Annotated in this window: 13 protein-coding genes; 7 read left to right on the top strand and 6 right to left on the bottom strand. The window is 73.8% G+C overall.

Features of this window, described 5'->3' with window-relative positions; translation table 11 throughout:
- Positions 1-2: 2 nt before the first annotated feature.
- Positions 3-2,120, bottom strand: a complete 2,118-nt coding sequence (locus tag ACOJVX_RS19375) for a RecQ family ATP-dependent DNA helicase (protein ID WP_103057096.1) — start codon at positions 2,118-2,120, stop codon at positions 3-5.
- Between the two features lie 124 nt (positions 2,121-2,244).
- Between ACOJVX_RS19375 and ACOJVX_RS19370 the strand changes: the two genes are divergently transcribed.
- From ACOJVX_RS19370 to ACOJVX_RS19350, 5 genes are all read left to right on the top strand, one after another.
- Positions 2,245-3,570, top strand: a complete 1,326-nt coding sequence (locus tag ACOJVX_RS19370; protein WP_103057097.1) for a glutamate-5-semialdehyde dehydrogenase — start codon at positions 2,245-2,247, stop codon at positions 3,568-3,570.
- Between the two features lie 76 nt (positions 3,571-3,646).
- Positions 3,647-4,297 carry a nicotinate-nucleotide adenylyltransferase gene (gene nadD / locus ACOJVX_RS19365; protein ID WP_081715373.1) on the top strand — a complete coding sequence of 217 codons (651 nt, stop codon included), beginning with the start codon at positions 3,647-3,649 and terminating at the stop codon, positions 4,295-4,297.
- A gap of 106 nt (positions 4,298-4,403) precedes the next feature.
- The gene (gene rsfS / locus ACOJVX_RS19360; protein WP_418154943.1) at positions 4,404-4,805 is read left to right on the top strand and encodes a ribosome silencing factor; all 402 of its coding nucleotides are present in this window, start codon (positions 4,404-4,406) and stop codon (positions 4,803-4,805) included.
- The gene (locus ACOJVX_RS19355) at positions 4,802-5,431 is read left to right on the top strand and encodes a histidine phosphatase family protein (protein ID WP_026418480.1); all 630 of its coding nucleotides are present in this window, start codon (positions 4,802-4,804) and stop codon (positions 5,429-5,431) included. Before rsfS ends, ACOJVX_RS19355 begins: the two co-directional genes overlap by 4 nt.
- 61 nt (positions 5,432-5,492) lie before the next feature.
- Entirely contained in the window at positions 5,493-6,353 is an 861-nt protein-coding gene (locus tag ACOJVX_RS19350) for a DegV family protein (RefSeq protein WP_026418479.1), read from the top strand.
- Positions 6,354-6,473: 120 nt separating this feature from the next.
- Here ACOJVX_RS19350 and ACOJVX_RS19345 read toward each other — a convergent pair whose 3' ends face one another.
- A complete protein-coding gene (locus ACOJVX_RS19345) occupies positions 6,474-6,695 on the bottom strand; it encodes a hypothetical protein (protein ID WP_422646984.1) in 222 nt (73 codons plus the stop codon).
- Between the two features lie 227 nt (positions 6,696-6,922).
- On the opposite strand from ACOJVX_RS19345, the gene ACOJVX_RS19340 reads away from it, so the two are divergent.
- Complete coding sequence (locus ACOJVX_RS19340) at positions 6,923-7,762, top strand: ComEA family DNA-binding protein (RefSeq protein WP_418154946.1); 840 nt, start codon at positions 6,923-6,925, stop codon at positions 7,760-7,762.
- 1 nt (position 7,763) lies between these two features.
- The gene (locus tag ACOJVX_RS19335; RefSeq protein ID WP_422646983.1) at positions 7,764-10,124 is read left to right on the top strand and encodes a ComEC/Rec2 family competence protein; all 2,361 of its coding nucleotides are present in this window, start codon (positions 7,764-7,766) and stop codon (positions 10,122-10,124) included.
- A gap of 99 nt (positions 10,125-10,223) precedes the next feature.
- Here the strand turns inward: ACOJVX_RS19335 and thrC are convergent, their stop codons facing one another.
- The 4 genes from thrC to ACOJVX_RS19315 form a co-directional block, all read right to left on the bottom strand.
- Complete coding sequence (thrC, locus tag ACOJVX_RS19330; protein WP_422646982.1) at positions 10,224-11,426, bottom strand: threonine synthase; 1,203 nt, start codon at positions 11,424-11,426, stop codon at positions 10,224-10,226.
- Positions 11,427-11,578: 152 nt separating this feature from the next.
- A complete protein-coding gene (fxlM, locus tag ACOJVX_RS19325) occupies positions 11,579-12,781 on the bottom strand; it encodes a methyltransferase, FxLD system (RefSeq protein WP_422646981.1) in 1,203 nt (400 codons plus the stop codon).
- 52 nt (positions 12,782-12,833) lie between these two features.
- Positions 12,834-14,003 carry a lanthionine synthetase C family protein gene (locus tag ACOJVX_RS19320; protein WP_422646980.1) on the bottom strand — a complete coding sequence of 390 codons (1,170 nt, stop codon included), beginning with the start codon at positions 14,001-14,003 and terminating at the stop codon, positions 12,834-12,836.
- Positions 14,000-17,041 (bottom strand): lantibiotic dehydratase, encoded by a 3,042-nt coding sequence (locus ACOJVX_RS19315; protein WP_422646979.1) that lies wholly within the window; start codon positions 17,039-17,041, stop codon positions 14,000-14,002. Before ACOJVX_RS19315 ends, ACOJVX_RS19320 begins: the two co-directional genes overlap by 4 nt.
- Positions 17,042-17,122: the final 81 nt, after the last annotated feature.

Raw genomic sequence — 17,122 nt, 5'->3', positions numbered from 1 at the left:
CCTCAGCTGGTGGCGGCCAGCGCGAACGGCAGCACCTGGGGAGCCCCGGCGCGGCGCAGCAGCCTGCCGACGACCGCGAACGTCCAGCCGGTGTCCACCCGGTCGTCGACCAGCAGCAGCGGTCCACCCGCCTCGGCCACCCGCTGGGCGAGCCCGTCGTCCAGCGCGAAGGCCTCCCACAGGCTGGCCAGCCGTTGCGCGCTGTTGGCGCGGCGCGCCACCGGTCGGGTCATGGTCACCTCGCCGAGGAGTGGGAGCCGCCCGATGGTGGCGATGCGTTCGGCCGTCGCCCGGCTCAGGGAGTCGGCGCGGGACGAACCCACGGCGACGACGCCGACCGGGCGGGTCGCCCACCCCCAGCTCGCCAACACCTCGACGCACCCCCGCACGACGTCCTCGGGCAGCTCGGTCGGCGCCGGTTCACCCTCGCGGAGCAGGCCCCGGAGCCGGCTGCCCCATCCGACGTCGGTGAGCCGGCCGAGTGCGCGGCCGGGCTCGGTGCGTTCGTCCTCGGCGATGCGGCCGCTGACGCGGACGCCGAGCGTGCCCATTCCGGTGGGCCACTGGCGTCGTGGCTGGACACTGACGCCGGGGGTGTGGAGCCGCGACCGCGCGGCGGCCCGCTCGCCCTCCGAGACGCCGGCCGACCACCGTCGCCCGGTGCAGTTGTCGCACCGGCCGCACGGAGCCGCGTCCGGGTCGTCGAGCTGGCGGCGCAGGAACTCCATCCGGCAGCCGTCGTGGGCGAGGTAGTCCAGCATGGCGCTCTGCTCGGAGCGGCGAGCCTCGGCGATCCGGCCGTAGCGGTCGGCGTCGTAGGTCCACTCCCGGCCGGTGGACTCCCAGCCACCCCGCACCCGCCGGACCGCCCCGTCGACATCGAGGACCTTGAGGACCACTTCCAGGCGGCCGCGGTTGAGGTCCACCCGGGGCTCCAACGCCGTGGTGGACACCGGGCCGTCCGCCTCGGCGAGGACGGACAACAGGTGCCGGACCACGGGTTCCGGGGGGAACGCGAGGGAGGCGAAGTACCGCCAGATGTCGGCGTCCTCACGCTGGGGCAGGAGCAGCACCTCGGCGCGTTCGACACCTCGCCCGGCGCGCCCGACCTGCTGGTAGTAGGCGATGGGGGAGGCGGGAGCGCCCAGGTGGATGACGAAACCCAGGTCGGGTTTGTCGAAGCCCATGCCGAGCGCGGAGGTCGCCACCAGCGCCTTCACCCGGTTGGCCAGCAGGTCGGCCTCGGCGCGTTGCCGGTCCTCGGGGTCGGTGCGTCCCGAGTAGGCGCTGGCGGGGAAACCCCGCTCCCGCAGGAACGTGGCGACATCCTCGGCGGCCGACACCGTCAGGGTGTAGATGATGCCCGAGCCGGGGAGGCGGCCCAGGTTCTCGGCCAGCCACCCCAGCCGCGTCTCGGCGTCGGGCAGGCGGAGCACGGACAGCCGCAGGCTCTCCCGGTCCAGCGGTCCGCGCAGCACCAGGGTCCGCTCCCGGCCGGTGTCCGCGCCGACGCCCAACTGGTCGGCCACGTCCCGCACGACCCGGTCGTTGGCCGTCGCCGTCGTCGCCAGGACCGGGACGTCCGGGTCCAGCCCCTCCAGGAGGGAGCGGAGCCGCCGGTAGTCGGGACGGAAGTCGTGGCCCCAGTCGGAGACGCAGTGCGCCTCGTCCACCACGAGCAGCCCCGCGTTCTCCGCGAGCGAGGGCAGGACGGTGTCCCGGAAGTCCGGGTTGTTCAGCCGCTCCGGGCTGACCAGGAGGAGGTCGACCTCCCCGACGGCGACCGACTCCTGGATGTCCTCCCACTCCGTGGTGTTGGCCGAGTTGATCGTCGCGGCCCGGACACCGGCGCCCTCCGCCGCCGCCAGCTGGTTGCGCATCAACGCGAGGAGCGGGGAGATGATGACGGTGGGTCCCTCGCCCAGCTCCCGCAACAGCGCCGTGGCCAGGAAGTACACGGCGGACTTGCCCCAACCCGTGCGTTGCACGACCAGGACCCGGTGCCGGTCGACCACCAGCGACCTGATGGCCCGCCACTGGTCCTCCCGCAGCCGCGCCCCGGGGCCGGCCAGGCTCCTCAGCCGGTCCTCGGCGATCTCCCGCAACACCTCGTCGTCCACGTCCACCTCTTCCGTGCCTGACGTTCCCTCACCGGACGAGGACCGGCCGTCGTGACCGGACCGGTGACCCAGTGTCCTCTCCTACGGTGGTCGGGCGGGTGCGGTGGGGACCCCGAACCGCGAGATGACTACCCTAGGTGTGGTGACCACCACGTTCGACCAGGTCGGAACCGGTTCGCACGACTCCGAGGACCTGCGTGGGCGCGTCCTGGACGCCGCCCGGCGGGCCCGGACCGCCGCCACCACCTTCGGTCCGCTGCCCCAGTCCCGCAAGGACGAGTTGCTGCTCACGATGGCCGATCGGCTGGTCGCGGCGTCGCCGACCCTGCTGGCCGCCAACGCCGAGGACGTCGAACTGGGCACCCAGGCGGGCCTGCCGGCGGGGATCATCGACCGGCTCGTCCTCACCGACCAGCGGGTTCGGGACATCGCCGAGGGCCTGCGGACGGTGGCGGCCCTCCCCGACCCCGTCGGTGAGGTGCTGCGGGGGCGCACGTTGCCGAACGGCCTCGAACTGCGGCAGGTCCGGGTTCCGCTCGGCGTGGTCGGGATGGTCTACGAGGGGCGTCCGAACGTCACGGTCGACGCCTCCGGGTTGGCCCTGAAGTCCGGGAACGTGGTGCTGCTCCGGGGCTCCTCCTCGGCGGAGAACTCCAACCGCGCCCTCGTCGCGGTGCTGCGGGACGTGTTGGAGGAGTTGGACCTGCCCGCCGACGCGGTCCAGCTGCTGCCCTGCCACGACCGGGCCACCGTGCGGCACCTGATCACCGCCCGGGGCCTGGTGGACGTCGTGATCCCCCGGGGCGGGGCCGGGCTCATCTCCGCCGTGGTCGAGCAGGCCACCGTGCCCACCCTCGAGACGGGGGTGGGCAACTGCCATGTCTACGTCGACGCCGCCGCTGACGTGGACCAGGCCATCCCGATCGTGTTGAACTCGAAGGCACGCCGACCCAGCGTCTGCAACGCCGCCGAAACCCTGCTGGTCCACCAGGGGATCGCTGACCGCTTCCTGCCCGCCGTCGCCGTCGCGCTCCGCCAGGCCGGTGTGACCCTGCACGCGGACGAGTCGACCCGGGCCCTGGTGCCCGACGCCGTGGCGGCCACCGACGAGGACTGGGACACCGAGTACCTCTCCCTCGACCTCGCCGTGCGGGTGGTCGGCTCCCTGGACGAGGCGGTCCGGCACGTCGCCCGGCACGGTACCGGCCACACCGAGGCCATCGTCACCGACGACGTGCGGGCGGCCCGGGACTTCGTGACCCGGGTCGACGCGGCGGCGGTCGTGGTCAACGCGTCCACCGCGTTCACCGACGGCGGGGAGTACGGCATGGGAGCGGAGATCGGGATCTCCACCCAGAAGCTGCACGCGCGGGGGCCGATGGGCCTGCCCGAGCTGACGTCGACGAAGTGGGTCGTCTGGGGGGACGGCCACACCCGCCCGGCGTCCTGACCGGCGCCTGGGCTGTGGTGTTCGACACCGCTGTGGTCGGCGAGAACAGCGCACGACGGCGGTAGGCTCGCCGTTCATGGCCGAAGGCAATGTCCACGATCCCGGTCGGCGCGGCCGGGGGCGCAGGGTCGGTGTCATGGGCGGCACGTTCGACCCGGTGCACCACGGTCACCTCGTCGCCGCCAGCGAGGTCGGGGCGCGGTTCGACCTCGACGAGGTGGTGTTCGTCCCGACCGGGCAGCCGTGGCAGAAGTCCGACGCGGAGGTCAGCCCGGCCGAGGACCGCTACCTGATGACCGTGATCGCGACCGCCTCCAACCCTCGGTTCTCCGTGAGCCGGGTGGACATCGACCGGCGTGGCCCCACCTACACGGCCGACACCCTGGGTGACCTGCACCGGGCGTATCCCGAGGACGAGCTGTTCTTCATCACGGGCGCCGACGCCCTCGAACAGATCCTGTCCTGGCACCGCGTCGACGAGCTGTTCGAGCTGGCGCACTTCGTCGGCGTCACCCGACCCGGCTACCGGCTGGCCGACCACCACCTGCCCAGGGGCTCGGTCACGCTGGTGGAGGTGCCGGCGATGTCGATCTCCTCCACCGGCTGCCGCGACCGGGTCGCCGCCGGGCTCCCCGTCTGGTACCTGGTGCCGGACGGGGTGGTGCAGTACATCTCCAAGCGGGGCCTCTACCGGCGGGGCGCCGCTACCGCCCGACCCGGGCCGTAGCGGCGCGTCAGCGGGCGGTGGGGAAATGCCGTCGGGTGCCTCCCACGTCGGCCGGTAGGCTCCGGGAGTCGCGTGGACGCGTCCCGCCCGCGCCGGAAGGAGAAACGTGGTAGCAACCGACGAGGCCCGCGAACTGGCGCTGCTCGCCGCGCACGCGGCCGCCGACAAGAAGGCGAACGACGTCGTCGTGCTCGACGTGTCCGAGCAGCTCGTCATCACCGACTGCTTCGTGATCGCCTCGGCTCCGAACGAACGCCAGGTCGAGGCGATCGTCGACAACGTCGAGGAGAAGCTGCGCGAGCACGGCGTGAAGCCGGTGCGGCGGGAGGGCGCCCGGGAGGGCAGGTGGGTGCTGCTGGACTTCGTGCACGTGGTCGTCCACGTGCAGCACTCCGAGGAACGGGCGTTCTACGCCCTCGAACGACTGTGGAAGGACTGCCCCCGGGTGCCCTTCCACGACCCGGCCGGCGGCGAGCCGGAGCAGACGACCGGGAGCGAGCCGGCATGAGCGCCGGCCTGGGGCGACTCGTCCTGTGGAGACACGGGCAGACCTCCTACAACGTCGCCCACCGGTTCCAGGGTCAGCTCGACATCGAGCTGACCCCCACCGGCCGGGAACAGGCACGCCGCGCCGCGCCCGTCCTGGCGGAGTTCGCGCCCGCGGTGTTCGTCTCCTCCGATCTGCGGAGGGCCAGCGCGACGGCCTCGGCGTTCAGCGCCGTCACGGGCGTCGAGTCGCGGTTGGACAAGCGGTTGCGGGAGACCCACTGCGGGCAGTGGCAGGGTCTGACCCACGACGAGGTGGAAGCGGGTTGGCCGGGAGCGCTGCGGGAGTGGCGGGCGGTCTCCACGGTCGCGCCTCCCGGCGGGGAGAGCAGGGTCGAGGTCGCCGTCCGGGCCTCCCAGGTGGTCGACGAGGTCGACCGCGAACTGGGTGGCGGCGGCCCCGAGCCCGCGACCGCGCTGTTCTGCGCGCACGGCGGTCTCATCGTCGGGCTGACGGCGCGGCTGCTCGGTCTGCCCCTCGAGCAGTGGGGGTCGTTGGCCGCGGTCTCGAACTGCAACTGGGTGGTCTTGGAGCGCTCCACCACCACGGGGTGGCGTCTTCGCGCCTACAACGCCGGACCCACCTGAACCCGGGGGGCCAGCCGGGTTCGGTGGGCGCCGCCCTCGCCGGCCCGTAGGGTGGTGTGCCATGCCCGTCGCGATCGTCACGGACTCCACCGCCTACCTGCCGGAGGGCGCGGCGGAGCGCCACGGCATCCACCGCGTCCCGCTGCACGTGGTGGTGGACGGAGTGGGGACGCTGGACGGGGAGGGCTCGGACGGCCCGGGGGTGGCCGACGCGCTGCGGCACCACCGCCGGGTGACCACGTCCCGACCGTCCCCGGCCGAGTTCGCCTCGACGTTCCGTTCCCTGCTGGACGGTGGGGCGTCCTCGGTGCTGTCGATCCAGCTCTCCCGTGAGCTCTCGGGTACGTGGGAGGCGGCCAGGAGCGCCGCCGAGGAGGTCGCGCCCGACCGCATCCGGGTGGTGGACTCCCGGTCCACAGCGATGGGCATGGGCTTCGGGGTGCTCGCTGCGGCCGCCGCGTCGTCCCGGGGCGCTGACCTGGACGAGGTCGCCTCGGTGGCGGAGACGACGACGGCCCGGACCCGCACCGTCTTCTGCCTCGACACCCTGGAACACCTGCGGCGTGGCGGCCGCCTCGGCTCCGCGTCCGCGCTCCTGGGCACGGCCCTGGCGATCCGGCCGCTGCTGCACGTCGACGACGGGCGGATCGTCCCGTTGGAGAAGGTGCGCACCACCCGGCGGGCGATGACTCGGCTTGTCGAGCTGGTCGCGCGGAGTTCCGGCTCCGGACCGGTCGCGGTGGCCGTCCACCACCTGGACGCCCCGGAGCGGGCGGTGGAGCTGGCAGGTCTGATCGAGGAACGCGTACCGGGGTGCGACGGTTGCCTGGTGTCCGAGCTCGGTGCCGCGCTGGGGGCGCACACCGGCCCCGGCGCGCTGGGAGCGGTTGTCCTGCCGGGAGGGCTGCCCGCCGGGGCCTGAGCGTCGGCGTCGGCTGACCGGTCCGCTCGGGTGCGCTTCACGGCTCCGGCCGGGTGGTGACGTCGGGGGCCTCGGCGCACGGCGCCGGAGTCCGGCCGTCCCTGATCGCCGGGGCCGCGATCACCCAGGCGCCCACCAGCGTGATCGCCCCGACGACGGGGATCGCGGGTGGACCCAGCCGGTCGAGGACGAGACCGCCGACAGCCCCCCGACGGCGGCGCCGACGTAGAGGCCGGAGATGTTCAGCGAGACCGCCGTCATCGCGCTTCCTGGGGCGGCGGCGATGGTGCTGGCCCGCATGGGCGGGTTGAGTGCCCAGGCGAACACCGACCACGCGGCCACGGTGATCCCGAATGGCCAGTGCCCGCCTCGTGGCGGATCCGGGATCCGGCGGCGGGGCCGTCCCAGCCGGTCCGCCGTCCACGCCATCACGTCCCGCCCGCGACCGAGCGGGTGTGGTGGGCCGCTGTTCGGTCTCTCGTGGGCGGAGTTGTCCCCATCCCGGGGTTGTCCACAGGGGAGCCGCCGGGAGGCGCGCGGCGACCGCTGTCGTCCCTAGCGTCTGGGCCATGACGAGCTTCCATGCCTACGACCCGCGTGCGGAGCCTGTCGTGGCCGCCCGCGACCGGTTGACGGTGCTGGCCGAGACGACGGGAGGCGATGCGGAGGAACCCCGCGCCGACGGACGCCGGAGCTCGAGGACGCCTCGCCACGCCGCGCGTACCACCGCCGGCGGGTGGGCGAGGAGGTGGCTGCCCGACGGGATGCGCGGAGTCCGGCTGGACCCCGGCCGGTCGGCTGCCCTGGCCGTGGGAACGGCCGCGCTCCTCGGCGCGGGGCTCGTGTGGTGGCTGGCGTCCCGCCCGCCCGCCGAACCCGCGCCCCCGCTGCCGGTGGCCGCGGTCGCCGAGTCCGTCCCGTCGCCGACAACCCCCACCAACACACCCTCGCCCGCGCCCACCGAGGTGGTGGTCAGCGTCGTGGGTCTGGTGTCCCGGCCCGGCCTGGTCACCCTGGCACCGGGGGCGCGGGTGGCGGACGCGGTCCGCGCGGCGGGCGGGCAGGTGCCGACCGCCGAGGTCGGCGAGCTCAACCTCGCACGGCGCCTGGCCGACGGTGAGCAGGTCCACGTCGGGGTGCCGCCCCCGCCGGGTGCCAGGGAGGGGGTGGCTGGTGGGGAGGGGCCCGGGGCGGAGGACGGATCCGGTGGAGCACCCGGCGTGGTGAACCTGAACTCGGCCGATGCGGAGGGGCTGCGCGCGCTCCCGGGCATCGGCCCGGTGATGGCGGACCGGATCGTCGAGTGGCGAGCGGAACACGGCGGTTTCGCCAGCGTGGAACAGCTGCGCGACGTCGACGGGATCGGACCGACCCGGTTCGAACGGCTGCGTGAGCTGGTGACGGTGTGACATGGCACGTGCGACGGACGCCCGTCTCGTCCCCGCCGCCCTCGCCGTCTGGGGCACGGCGCTCACCGGGATCCTCGGGGAGTGGTGGCTGGCACCGCTCGTCGGTGTCGGGACCGTGGTGGTCGCCGCGCTGGTGGTGCTCGTGGTGCGGTGGTGCCGGCCGGCGTGGTACCGACGCACCTGGCCCCAGGCGGCGGTCGTGGCCGGGCTGGCGGTGGTGAGCGCGGTGGTCACGGCGGTGGAGGTCCGCGACGCCGTCGAGCATCCGCTGCGGATCGCCGCCGGGGAGGGGCGGTCGGCGGCGATGGCGGTGGTGGTCAGCGACGACCCTCGCCGCGTTGGTGGTGCGCCGTCGGGTCGCCCCGACCAGCGGGTGGTCGTCGAGGCGCGGTTGGAGTCGTACCGCGTGGCCGGGGAGCCCGGGGTGCGACGAGGGCGAGGACGAGTGCTGGTGATCGCGCCCGCCGACAGCTGGGGCGAGCTCCTGCCCGGGCAGGAGCTCGCGGTCGAGGGGCGGCTGTCACCGCCTCGGTCCGGCGAACCCCTGCTGGCGGTGGTCAGCGCCCGCGACCCGCCCGGGCACCCGAGTGAGCCACCGTGGTGGCAGCGGGGGGCAGGGGAGCTCCGGGAGGGGCTGCGGGACGCGGCACGGGTGTTGGCCCCGGAACCGGCCGGGCTGTTGCCCGCCCTGGTCGTGGGGGACACCAGCCAGCAGTCCCCGCAGGTCGTCGAGGAGTTCCGGACCGCCGGGCTGACCCACCTCACGGCCGTCAGCGGTTCGAATCTCGCCGTGGTGTGCGGCGCCGTGCTGTTGGCCGCCCGCGCCGTCGGAGCCGGGCCCAGGGGCAGCGCCGTCGCGGCGGGAGTGGCTCTGGTCGGGTTCGTCGTGCTCGCTCGTCCCGAGCCCAGCGTGCTGCGGGCGGCGGGCATGGGAGCCGTCACCCTGCTGGCGTTGGTGCTCGGCCGGGAGCGCTCGGCCCTGCCGGCCCTGGCGGCGACGGTGGCCGCGCTGCTGCTGGTCGATCCGGCGTTGGCCGTGAGCGCCGGTTTCACGCTGTCGGTGCTGGCCACCGGTGGTCTGGTGCTGCTCGCCCCGCCCTGGGTGGCGGCCCTGCGGACGCGAGGAGTACCCGCCGGGCTGGCCGAGGCGCTGGTCGTACCACTCGCGGCGCAGGTCACGACCGCGCCCGTCGTGGCGGCCCTGTCGGCCGAGGTGAGCCTGGTCGGCGTGGTCGCGAACATCGTGGCCGCGCCCGTGGTCGCGCCGGCCACGGTGTTCGGTGTGGTCGCGGCCGTCCTCTCGGTGTGGGCTCCCGGGGTGGCGGAGTTCTTCGTCCGGCTGGCCGGGCCGGAGGTGTCGTGGCTGATCTGGGTGGGTCGGACGGCGGCGGGTGTCTCCCATCCCACCCTGCCCTGGCCGGCCGGGGCGGGCGGCGGCCTGGTGTTGGCGGCGGTGTTGGCCGTCGTCCTGGTCGCGGCCCGGTCGAGCCGGTTCCGGGTGGCCGCGGTCGGGGTCGTCCTGGGTGGCGCGTTGATGGTGGTCCCCGCGCGCACCGCCTTCCCCGGGTGGCCCGGCCCGGACTGGTCGTTCGTGGCCTGCGACGTGGGCCAGGGGGACGCGCTGGTGCTGGCGACCGGTGAGCCGGGGCGGGCGGTGGTCGTGGACGCCGGGCCGGATCTGACCGGGGTGGGCGACTGCCTGCGCCGTCTGGGGGTCACCCGCGTCCCGCTGGTCATCCTGAGCCATCTGCACGCCGACCACGTGGGTGGGCTGGACGGGGTGCTGGCCGGTCGGCGGGTGGGGGCGGTTGCGCTCGGGCCGGCCAGGTCCCCGACCTGGGCCTACGAGGAGGTCGCGGCCGTCGCGGCGGGCAGGGGCGTTTCCCTGGTCGAGCTGCGGTTGGGGCAGCGGCTGCGGTGGTCGGGGCTCGCCATCGACGTGCTGGGCCCGCTGGACGGGTACGTGGCCGACGAGACGTCGGGAACGGAGGTGAACAACGCGTCGCTGGTCCTGCTGGCCACCACCTCGGTGGGGCGGGTGCTGCTGACGGGGGACGCGGAGCTGGCGGCTCAGTCGGGTCTGCTGGGCGCGGGGGTGGATCTGGCCGCCCCGGTGCTGAAGGTGCCGCACCACGGTTCCCGGTACACGCTCCCGGAGTTCCTCGCCAGGGTGGCCCCGCGGGTCGCGATCATCAGCGTGGGTGCCGACAACCGGTACGGGCATCCGAGTGGGCAGGTCATCGCCGAGCTGCGGGCGTTGGGCGCGACGGTGGTGCGCACCGACCTCAACGGCCACTTGGCCGTTGGGCCGGGGCCGGAGGGGGTTCGGGTCCGGGTGTGGCGGGAGGCTACCGCCGGGTGACCGGGGTGGGGACGGCGTTTCACCCGGGCCGGGGTCTCCGCGGTCCTCGGGTGGGGTCGGGTGTCCCGCCCCGGTTGGGTGGGGCGGGACCTGGCGGGGTCAGGTGCGGGGTTGTCCCAGCACCTCGTGCACCGCCTGCGCGGTGGGGGGCACGGTGGCCTTCGGCCCGACGTGGTCGCTGATCGCGTCGAGGGTCTTGAGGCCGTCGCCGGTGATGAGCAGCACCGTTTCGGCGTCGGGGTCCAGTTGTCCGGACTCGATCAGCTTCTTGGCGGTGGCGACGGTGACGCCGCCCGCCGTCTCGGTGAAGATGCCCTCGGTGCGGGCGAGGAGTCGGATGCCCTCGACGATCTCCTGGTCGGTGACGTCCTCGATCGCCCCGCCGGTGCGGCGCACGGTGTCGAGGACGTAGGGGCCGTCGGCGGGTGCGCCGATGGCCAGGGAGCGGGCGATCGTCTCCGGTCGTACCGGTTGGACGACGTCGAGTCCGGCTTTGAACGCGGAGGCCACGGGCGAGCACCCGTTGGCCTGGGCGCCGAAGACCCGGTAGGGCGTTGGCTCGACCAGGCCGAGTTCACCGAACTCCCGGAAGGCCCTGTCCACCTTGGTGAGCTGGGAACCCGAGGCGATCGGGACGACGATCTGCTCGGGCAGCCGCCACCCGAGCTGTTCGGCCACCTCGAAGCCGAGGGTCTTGGATCCCTCGCCGTAGTAGGGGCGCACGTTGACGTTGACGAACGCCCAGTCCTCGTGTTCGGCGGCCAGTTCGGTGGCCAGCCGGTTCACGTCGTCGTAGTTGCCGTCGACGGCGATGAGCGTGCCGTCGTACACGGCGGTGGTGAGCACCTTGGCCCGTTCGAGCGTGGAGGGGACCAGCACGACCGAGTCCCAACCGGCGCGCGCGGCCGCGGCGGCGACGGCGTTGGCGAGGTTGCCGGTGGAGGGACAGGCCAGCACGCGGAACCCGAACTCCCGGGCGGCGGCGAGGGCCACGGCCACCACGCGGTCCTTGGCGGACCAGGGCACACCCAGCAGCGACATGAACTCGACCATCCACTCCCTCGACACGTCGGTGGTCCACACGCCATCGCCGGTTCCCAGGAGCTGCTCCACAGCGTCGGCGACTGTGCGCAGGTGAGCGACCTTCTCGTCCCGGTTGGTCACGCCCTCGGCGATCGAACGGCTGTCCACCTGGTTGAAGTTGATCTCGATCAGCCGGGCCAGCCCACGCAGGAGCCGCAGTGCCTCGGACGCGGCGCCGTACACGGTGACGTCGGGGGACAGTTGACGCTGCAGCTGCACGAGGAACCTCCAAGGCGGCAAAGAAGACGGATGATTGACATTCCAGGTTGGTGACATACCGCGACGAGCCGACACGACGATGCCTGCCGGAAAGGCCGCGACCCGGTCCACCGACGTGCGGTGTACCGGGTCGCGAAAGGGTGGGGCGGGCTTCAGGGGGACAGGACGAGCCGCGCGTCCTGCTTGTCGATGACCACCCCGGCCGACGGCGCGGTGCCCGCGGTGCCGGCGGGGTAGGCGTCTATGTGGGGCTGGTGGTCACGGTCGCGGTCCCACACAGTGACCTGCGCGCACAGCCTCTCGGCGAGTTGTTGCCCGGCGGGGCCGTGGCCGATCGCGCCGAGTTCGGAGCGCCGCTCGGGACCGTCGACGCGCCGGTAGGTCAGGTAGGCCAGGCTGGTGCCGTCGGTGATCGCGGGGGTGCGCCACTGGATCACCGGGGTGCACAGGCCGGTGCTGATGGCCTCGTCCTCGACGGCGATGCGGCAGGTCCCGGGGTCGGTGGCGGTGAGGTTGAGCCACACCCCGTCGAACGAGTCGGTGGGCCCGACCGTGACCTCCGACCAGACAGTGGCCTTGGGCTGGCCCAGCACGCCCTGGAGGGCTGCGGGGTCGATGCCCTGGTCGACGTCGAAGTACAGGCTGACCAGCTCGCCTGCGTCGATGGTGGCGTTCTGTTCGCCTTCCTGGCCGATCATGGGGACGAACCCGCACAGGTCGGTGCGGTCGGAGATGAGGCGGTCGCCGTCGCGGACGAACGCGACGCTGCGGGTCTGCCCGCGCCAGCGCAGCGGCACGACCAGGCGGCCGCCGGGGGCGAGCTGTTCGCGCCAGGTGGCGGGCAGGTCCCAGGCGCCGACGGTGACGATGATCCGGTCGTAGGGGCCGTTCTCGGGTGCGCCGAGCGCGCCGTCGCGGGTGATGACCCTCACGTGCTGGTTGCCGGTGGCGTCGAGGCTGCGGCGAGCGCCGGCGGTGACCTCGTCGTCGATGTCGACGGTGGTGACCCGCCCGTTCGGGCCGGTCAGGACGGCCAGGAGGGCGGCGTTGTAGCCGGTGCCCGCGCCGATCTCCAGGATGTTGTGGCCGGCGCGGACGTCGAGCTGGTCGAGCATCATCGCCACGACGGTGGGCACCGAGGCGCAGCTCAGCGCGGAGCCGTCGGCGGCGCGTTTGGTGATGACGGCGATGTCGGCGTAGGCGTCGGTGAGGGTGGCCTCGGGGACGAACTCGTGGCGGGGCACGGTCCGCATCGCGGCCTCTACCGCGCTGGTGCGGGCGTACCCGCCTGCCTTGACGGTGTCGACCATGGTGTCCCGCAGCGTCTCCGGGGCGCTGTCGGTGGTGGTGTTCATCGGTTCCTTCCGGTTGTGGTTGTGATTGTGCAGGTCGGTGAGGGGGTGCGGGTCAGCCGGACAGCAGCAGGCACAGGTCCCACCGGGTCGTGCCCGGCTGGTCGGTGTCGACAGTGTGTCCGGCCAGGCGCATCCCGGCGTCGCCCTCGAGCAGCCCGCCGCTGTCGGGTGGGCCGTCGATGTGCAGCCGCTGGTCGAGCCGGGTGCGCAGGCGCGGCAGTGCGGCGGCGAGGTCGTTGCCGGGGCTGGCGTCGGCCTCCGTGCGCCAGGTGGTGAGGACGAGTCCGGCCCAGCCGTGGCACAGCGAGTTGTCCCGCAGCAGCGCGAGTTGCCGGTCGTCGGTGACGCACCCGGCCAACGCGTCCTCCGCCTGTCGTCGTCGCTGCTGGTCGCCGAGCGCGAGGGCGGCGAGGTGCTGGGCGCGGGCCTGCCCTGGGGTGCCGTAGCACCACGATGGGCGCTGCGGGCCGTCCTGGGCGGTGACGCCGGTTCGTTGCTCGGCCAGGGTGATCCTGCCCGGCCACCACGCGTCCCGCCCGGCGCCGACCCGGAGGCGGTCGAACCAGTCCCCGATCGTGGCCATCGCCGCCTGGTGGCCGGGCACGGTGTTGCCGTGGCGCATCGCGGTGGCCAGCAGGGCCAGCGGCCCCGCCGCGCCGTGCGCGAGCCCGAGGTTGCCGTGCCCGCCCGGCCAGTCTCCGGCGGGCCGGTCCGTGGGCGGGCTGGCCGACCACCAACCGGGCAGCGTTTCACCGTCCACCTGGACCGGGTGGGTCAGCCGCACCAGGTAGGCCAGCACCTCGCGCAGCAGGCCGGGGTGGCGGTCGCTGTGCAGCAGGTAGGTCCCGATACCGGTCAGGCCGCTGATCAGGTCGAACTCGCGTACCGCGGGCAGCTTCCCGGCGTCGATGCGGTCGTGCGCGGCTCGCAGGCGGTGGCGGGTCAGCATGGTGATGTGCTCGTCGAGCGCAACCAGTGCGCGGGCGTAGGCGGGCTGGTCGGCGGTGTGCAGGGCGAACGCGACCGCCGGTGCGCCCCGGTACAGGCCGGCGATGTCGGGGTGCGCTGCCACCGTGCCGGTGGTCATCCGCTTGGCCCACTGGTGCGCGACCGCCACGGCGGCGGGATCGCCGGTGCGGGCTCGCTCGAAGGACAGCAGCGCCATCCCGGCGGCGCCGTCACCGAGCGAGTCACCCGGCGGACCCGGGTCGGCGGCGGTCACCGAGCGTTCCTGCGGGCGGTCCAGGCCAGCGCGGCGTGGCGGACCAGCCGCCTGCACCGGTTCTCCCGGTCGCGGTCGATGCCGATCGCCCGGTTGTGGTGCATGTGCAGCAGTGCCTCCGTCGCGATGTCCCGGTCGGCGCTGGTGGTCAGGTGGGTGCCGTAGGTGGCCAGCGCGGCGGCCCTGGCCTGCCAGGTTGCGGCAAGGTCTCCGCCCCACTCGGCGGGCACGGTGACGTGTTCGTCGTTCAGCAGGGCGGTGAGCTGCGCCAGGACCGCCCGGTCGGTGGCGGGTCCCGGTGGCGCGGGCCGCGTGGTCAGCCACCGCATCCCGGCCGTGGTGTCGCCGAGCAGCCCGGTGATGGTGGCGGCCATGTTGAGCGTCACCAGGGCATCGCGGGCCAGCACCGGTTCGGGCAGGTGCCGCAGCTGCGCGGCGACGGCGGCCGAGTCGGCGACGAAGACGTTCTCGGCTGCGGCCAGTGCCGGGCCGTGCCCGTAGCGGCCGGTCTCGGGGTGGTAGGTGTCGATCACCATTCGACCGATCACGTTCTCTGACCGGAGCTGGTGCGCCCAGACGCCGACGGCGAGCAGCACGGCCGCGTAGGTCTCGGGGTCGGGGGCGTGCAGGCGTAGCCGCAGGTGGTCAGTCTCGGTGGCGCTGCGGTAGCGGATGAACCAGCAGGCCGGGTCGTCCAGGTCGGCCAGCAGACGCGGCAGGTGCTCGGTGATGAGCTCGTCGAGCCGCTGCGGGTGGGTGTGCAGTTTCGCGTTGAGCCAGATCGTGCCCGGTGCGGCGGGCAGTTGGCCGTGCCCGGTGAGCGGGGGCCGGGTGAGCGCGGCCGGGGAGGGTGCGGCGGGTTGGGTGGTGACCATCGGGAGGACGATCTCGTGAGCGTGCCCGCCGATCCACCCGTAATCGGCCGGGTCGGTGACGGTCTCGGTGAGCGTGGCGTCGTCGTCGCGTGTGAGGTGGGCGCGCAGGATCGCGGCGTGCGCGGGGATGTCAAGGTCCAGCCGCAGGGTGCGGTCCGCGTCGACGAGCTCGACCACCGCCGGGCACCGCCACCGCTGCCGCCACGTGGTCAGCGCGGCCGCGAACCCGGCCGGGCCGGTGTCGGCGGGCAGGTCGGCGCGGGTGAGCCGCCAGCGGGCCGAGGCGAGGATCGCGCGCCGGTACCGCACCCGGGGCAGGTAGGGCAGCCGCGCGGCGGCTGGTCCCCAGTCGAACCGGTGCCAGGAGGCGCCCAGGCCGCGGGCGAGGTGGATCAGGAACCGGGCCAGTGGCGGCGGCTGCTTGGTCAACGCCAGCCCGTGGAACGCCTGCGGTTCCACTACTCGCCGCCTGGACAGGCTGACCAAGTGCAGGCCGTCGCGGGTCGCGGTGACCGCGAGGTCCTCGACTCCGATCACCTGCTCGTCGGGGCCGCGGTGCTCCCCGAGGGACAGCACATGCGGCAGGTACGCCGGGACGCGGCAGATGTTCTCGGCGTGCGGGTAGACGGGCGGGAACGACAGCTGCACCGGCAGCGCCCCGTCCACACTGGTGGGCACGGCCGTGTACACCTCGTGTAGCCGTGACCCGCCGGTGATGGTGGTGAATCGGGAGGTGAACGTGCCGAACCCGCGGGCTGGGGCGACCGTGAGTTGGTAGTCGCCGCGATCGAGCGCGTCGGTGCTGGTGGCGCGGATGCGCGCGGCGATCTCGACGTGTGGCGGGAACCGCCACTGCCGGGCAGCGGGGTCGCCCACGGCGAGCGAGGCGATGAGGTCGTCGTCCAGGTCAACCTCGCCGCTGCCGTCGGCCAGCGCGGTCCACGCCAGCGCCAGAAGCGCTTGGTCGCGCTCGGAACCGGTGGCCGTGCGGGCCGGTAGGACGCTGCCGGGATAGCCGGCCGGGTAGCCGAGCCCGGAGTCCGGATCGACGAGGTCGGTGAGCGGGACGAGGGCTCCCATGCCGTACCGGTCGCAGAACGCGCCGTAGTAGTCGCGCCACGCGGGTTCACCGGTCGGTTGCCCGCTGAGCCGGGCCAGGGCGGTGGCCGCGGCCTCCATCTCCCTGGCGACGTGGTCGGGAACCCGCACGTCGCAGTCCAGGCGCAGGTCCACGGCCAGCGGTGTCCGTCCTGCGTCGGCCAGTGCCCTCATGCGGGTGGCGAGGTCTGCGCGGATGTCGGCGCGGTGCGGCCCGGTGGTGGCGGAGTGGTTGTGGCGGAACAGGTTTGTCTCGACGACCCGCAGCTGCGCGATGATCGGCGCGATCCCGGCGAGGTCGGCCGCACCGGCTTCGTGGAGGCGGTCGAGCAGGTGTTCCAGCGGGTCGGTGACGGTCAGCGGGGCCCGCAGGCTGGTGATCAGGAACCGTTGGCGGACCAGCTCGGTGAGCATCGCGGTGACCGTCGCGGGGGCGGCGTTCGGGAACGCCCCGGCGACCGTGGAGGCCAGGTCGCCGAACAGGATCGGGGTCGCGGCGGCTTGGCGTGCGGCGGCGACCGCGCGGGTGTGGCGGATTCCGACGGTGCTGTTCCCGGTCGGGGCCTCCAGGCGGGGGCCGCGCTCGACCGCGAGGGTGGTGAACACGACCTCCAGCCGCGTCAGCAGCTCGGCGTCGCGCTCCAGCCGGTCGATCGCCTCGGCGAGCCACTGGGAGTCCACCCGCGCGACGGGCCGGTGTGCCGCACCCCAGCGCACCTTGACGCCATCCCCGACCATGGCCGGGGCGACTCCGGCGAACAAGCCGAACGGCGTGTGCCTGCTCCGGGCGCGCAGCACGTAGCGCAGAACAGCGAGACTCGCTCGCCGGATCTGCTTGTCAGACAACGACTCCAGTGTGTCGAGCCGCTCGGCGAGTGCCGGGCTGGCGACCCGGACGGCTTCGGTGAACTCCGGCTGACCCCACACACCCGCCAGCCACACACGGCACGATCCCGTGTCGATCAGGTCCGGCCAGTCGCCGCCCGGACCGTCCAGCGGGGTCGCGGCGGCCCTCAGCAGCGCCGCGCCGCTGTGCCGGTACAGCGGCCTGGTTGCCGTGTGCACGGAGTCCTCCCGTCGGTGTGGATGTGTGCCGAGGCGCCGCCGGAACCGCGAACCCCCGGTCCCGGCGACACCATCGGGTCA

It is taken from the genome of Actinoalloteichus caeruleus (genome assembly GCF_049311605.1).
Taxonomy (GTDB): Bacteria; Actinomycetota; Actinomycetes; order Mycobacteriales; family Pseudonocardiaceae; genus Actinoalloteichus_B; species Actinoalloteichus_B caeruleus.
This window is presented reverse-complemented; position numbering and strand designations above follow the sequence as displayed.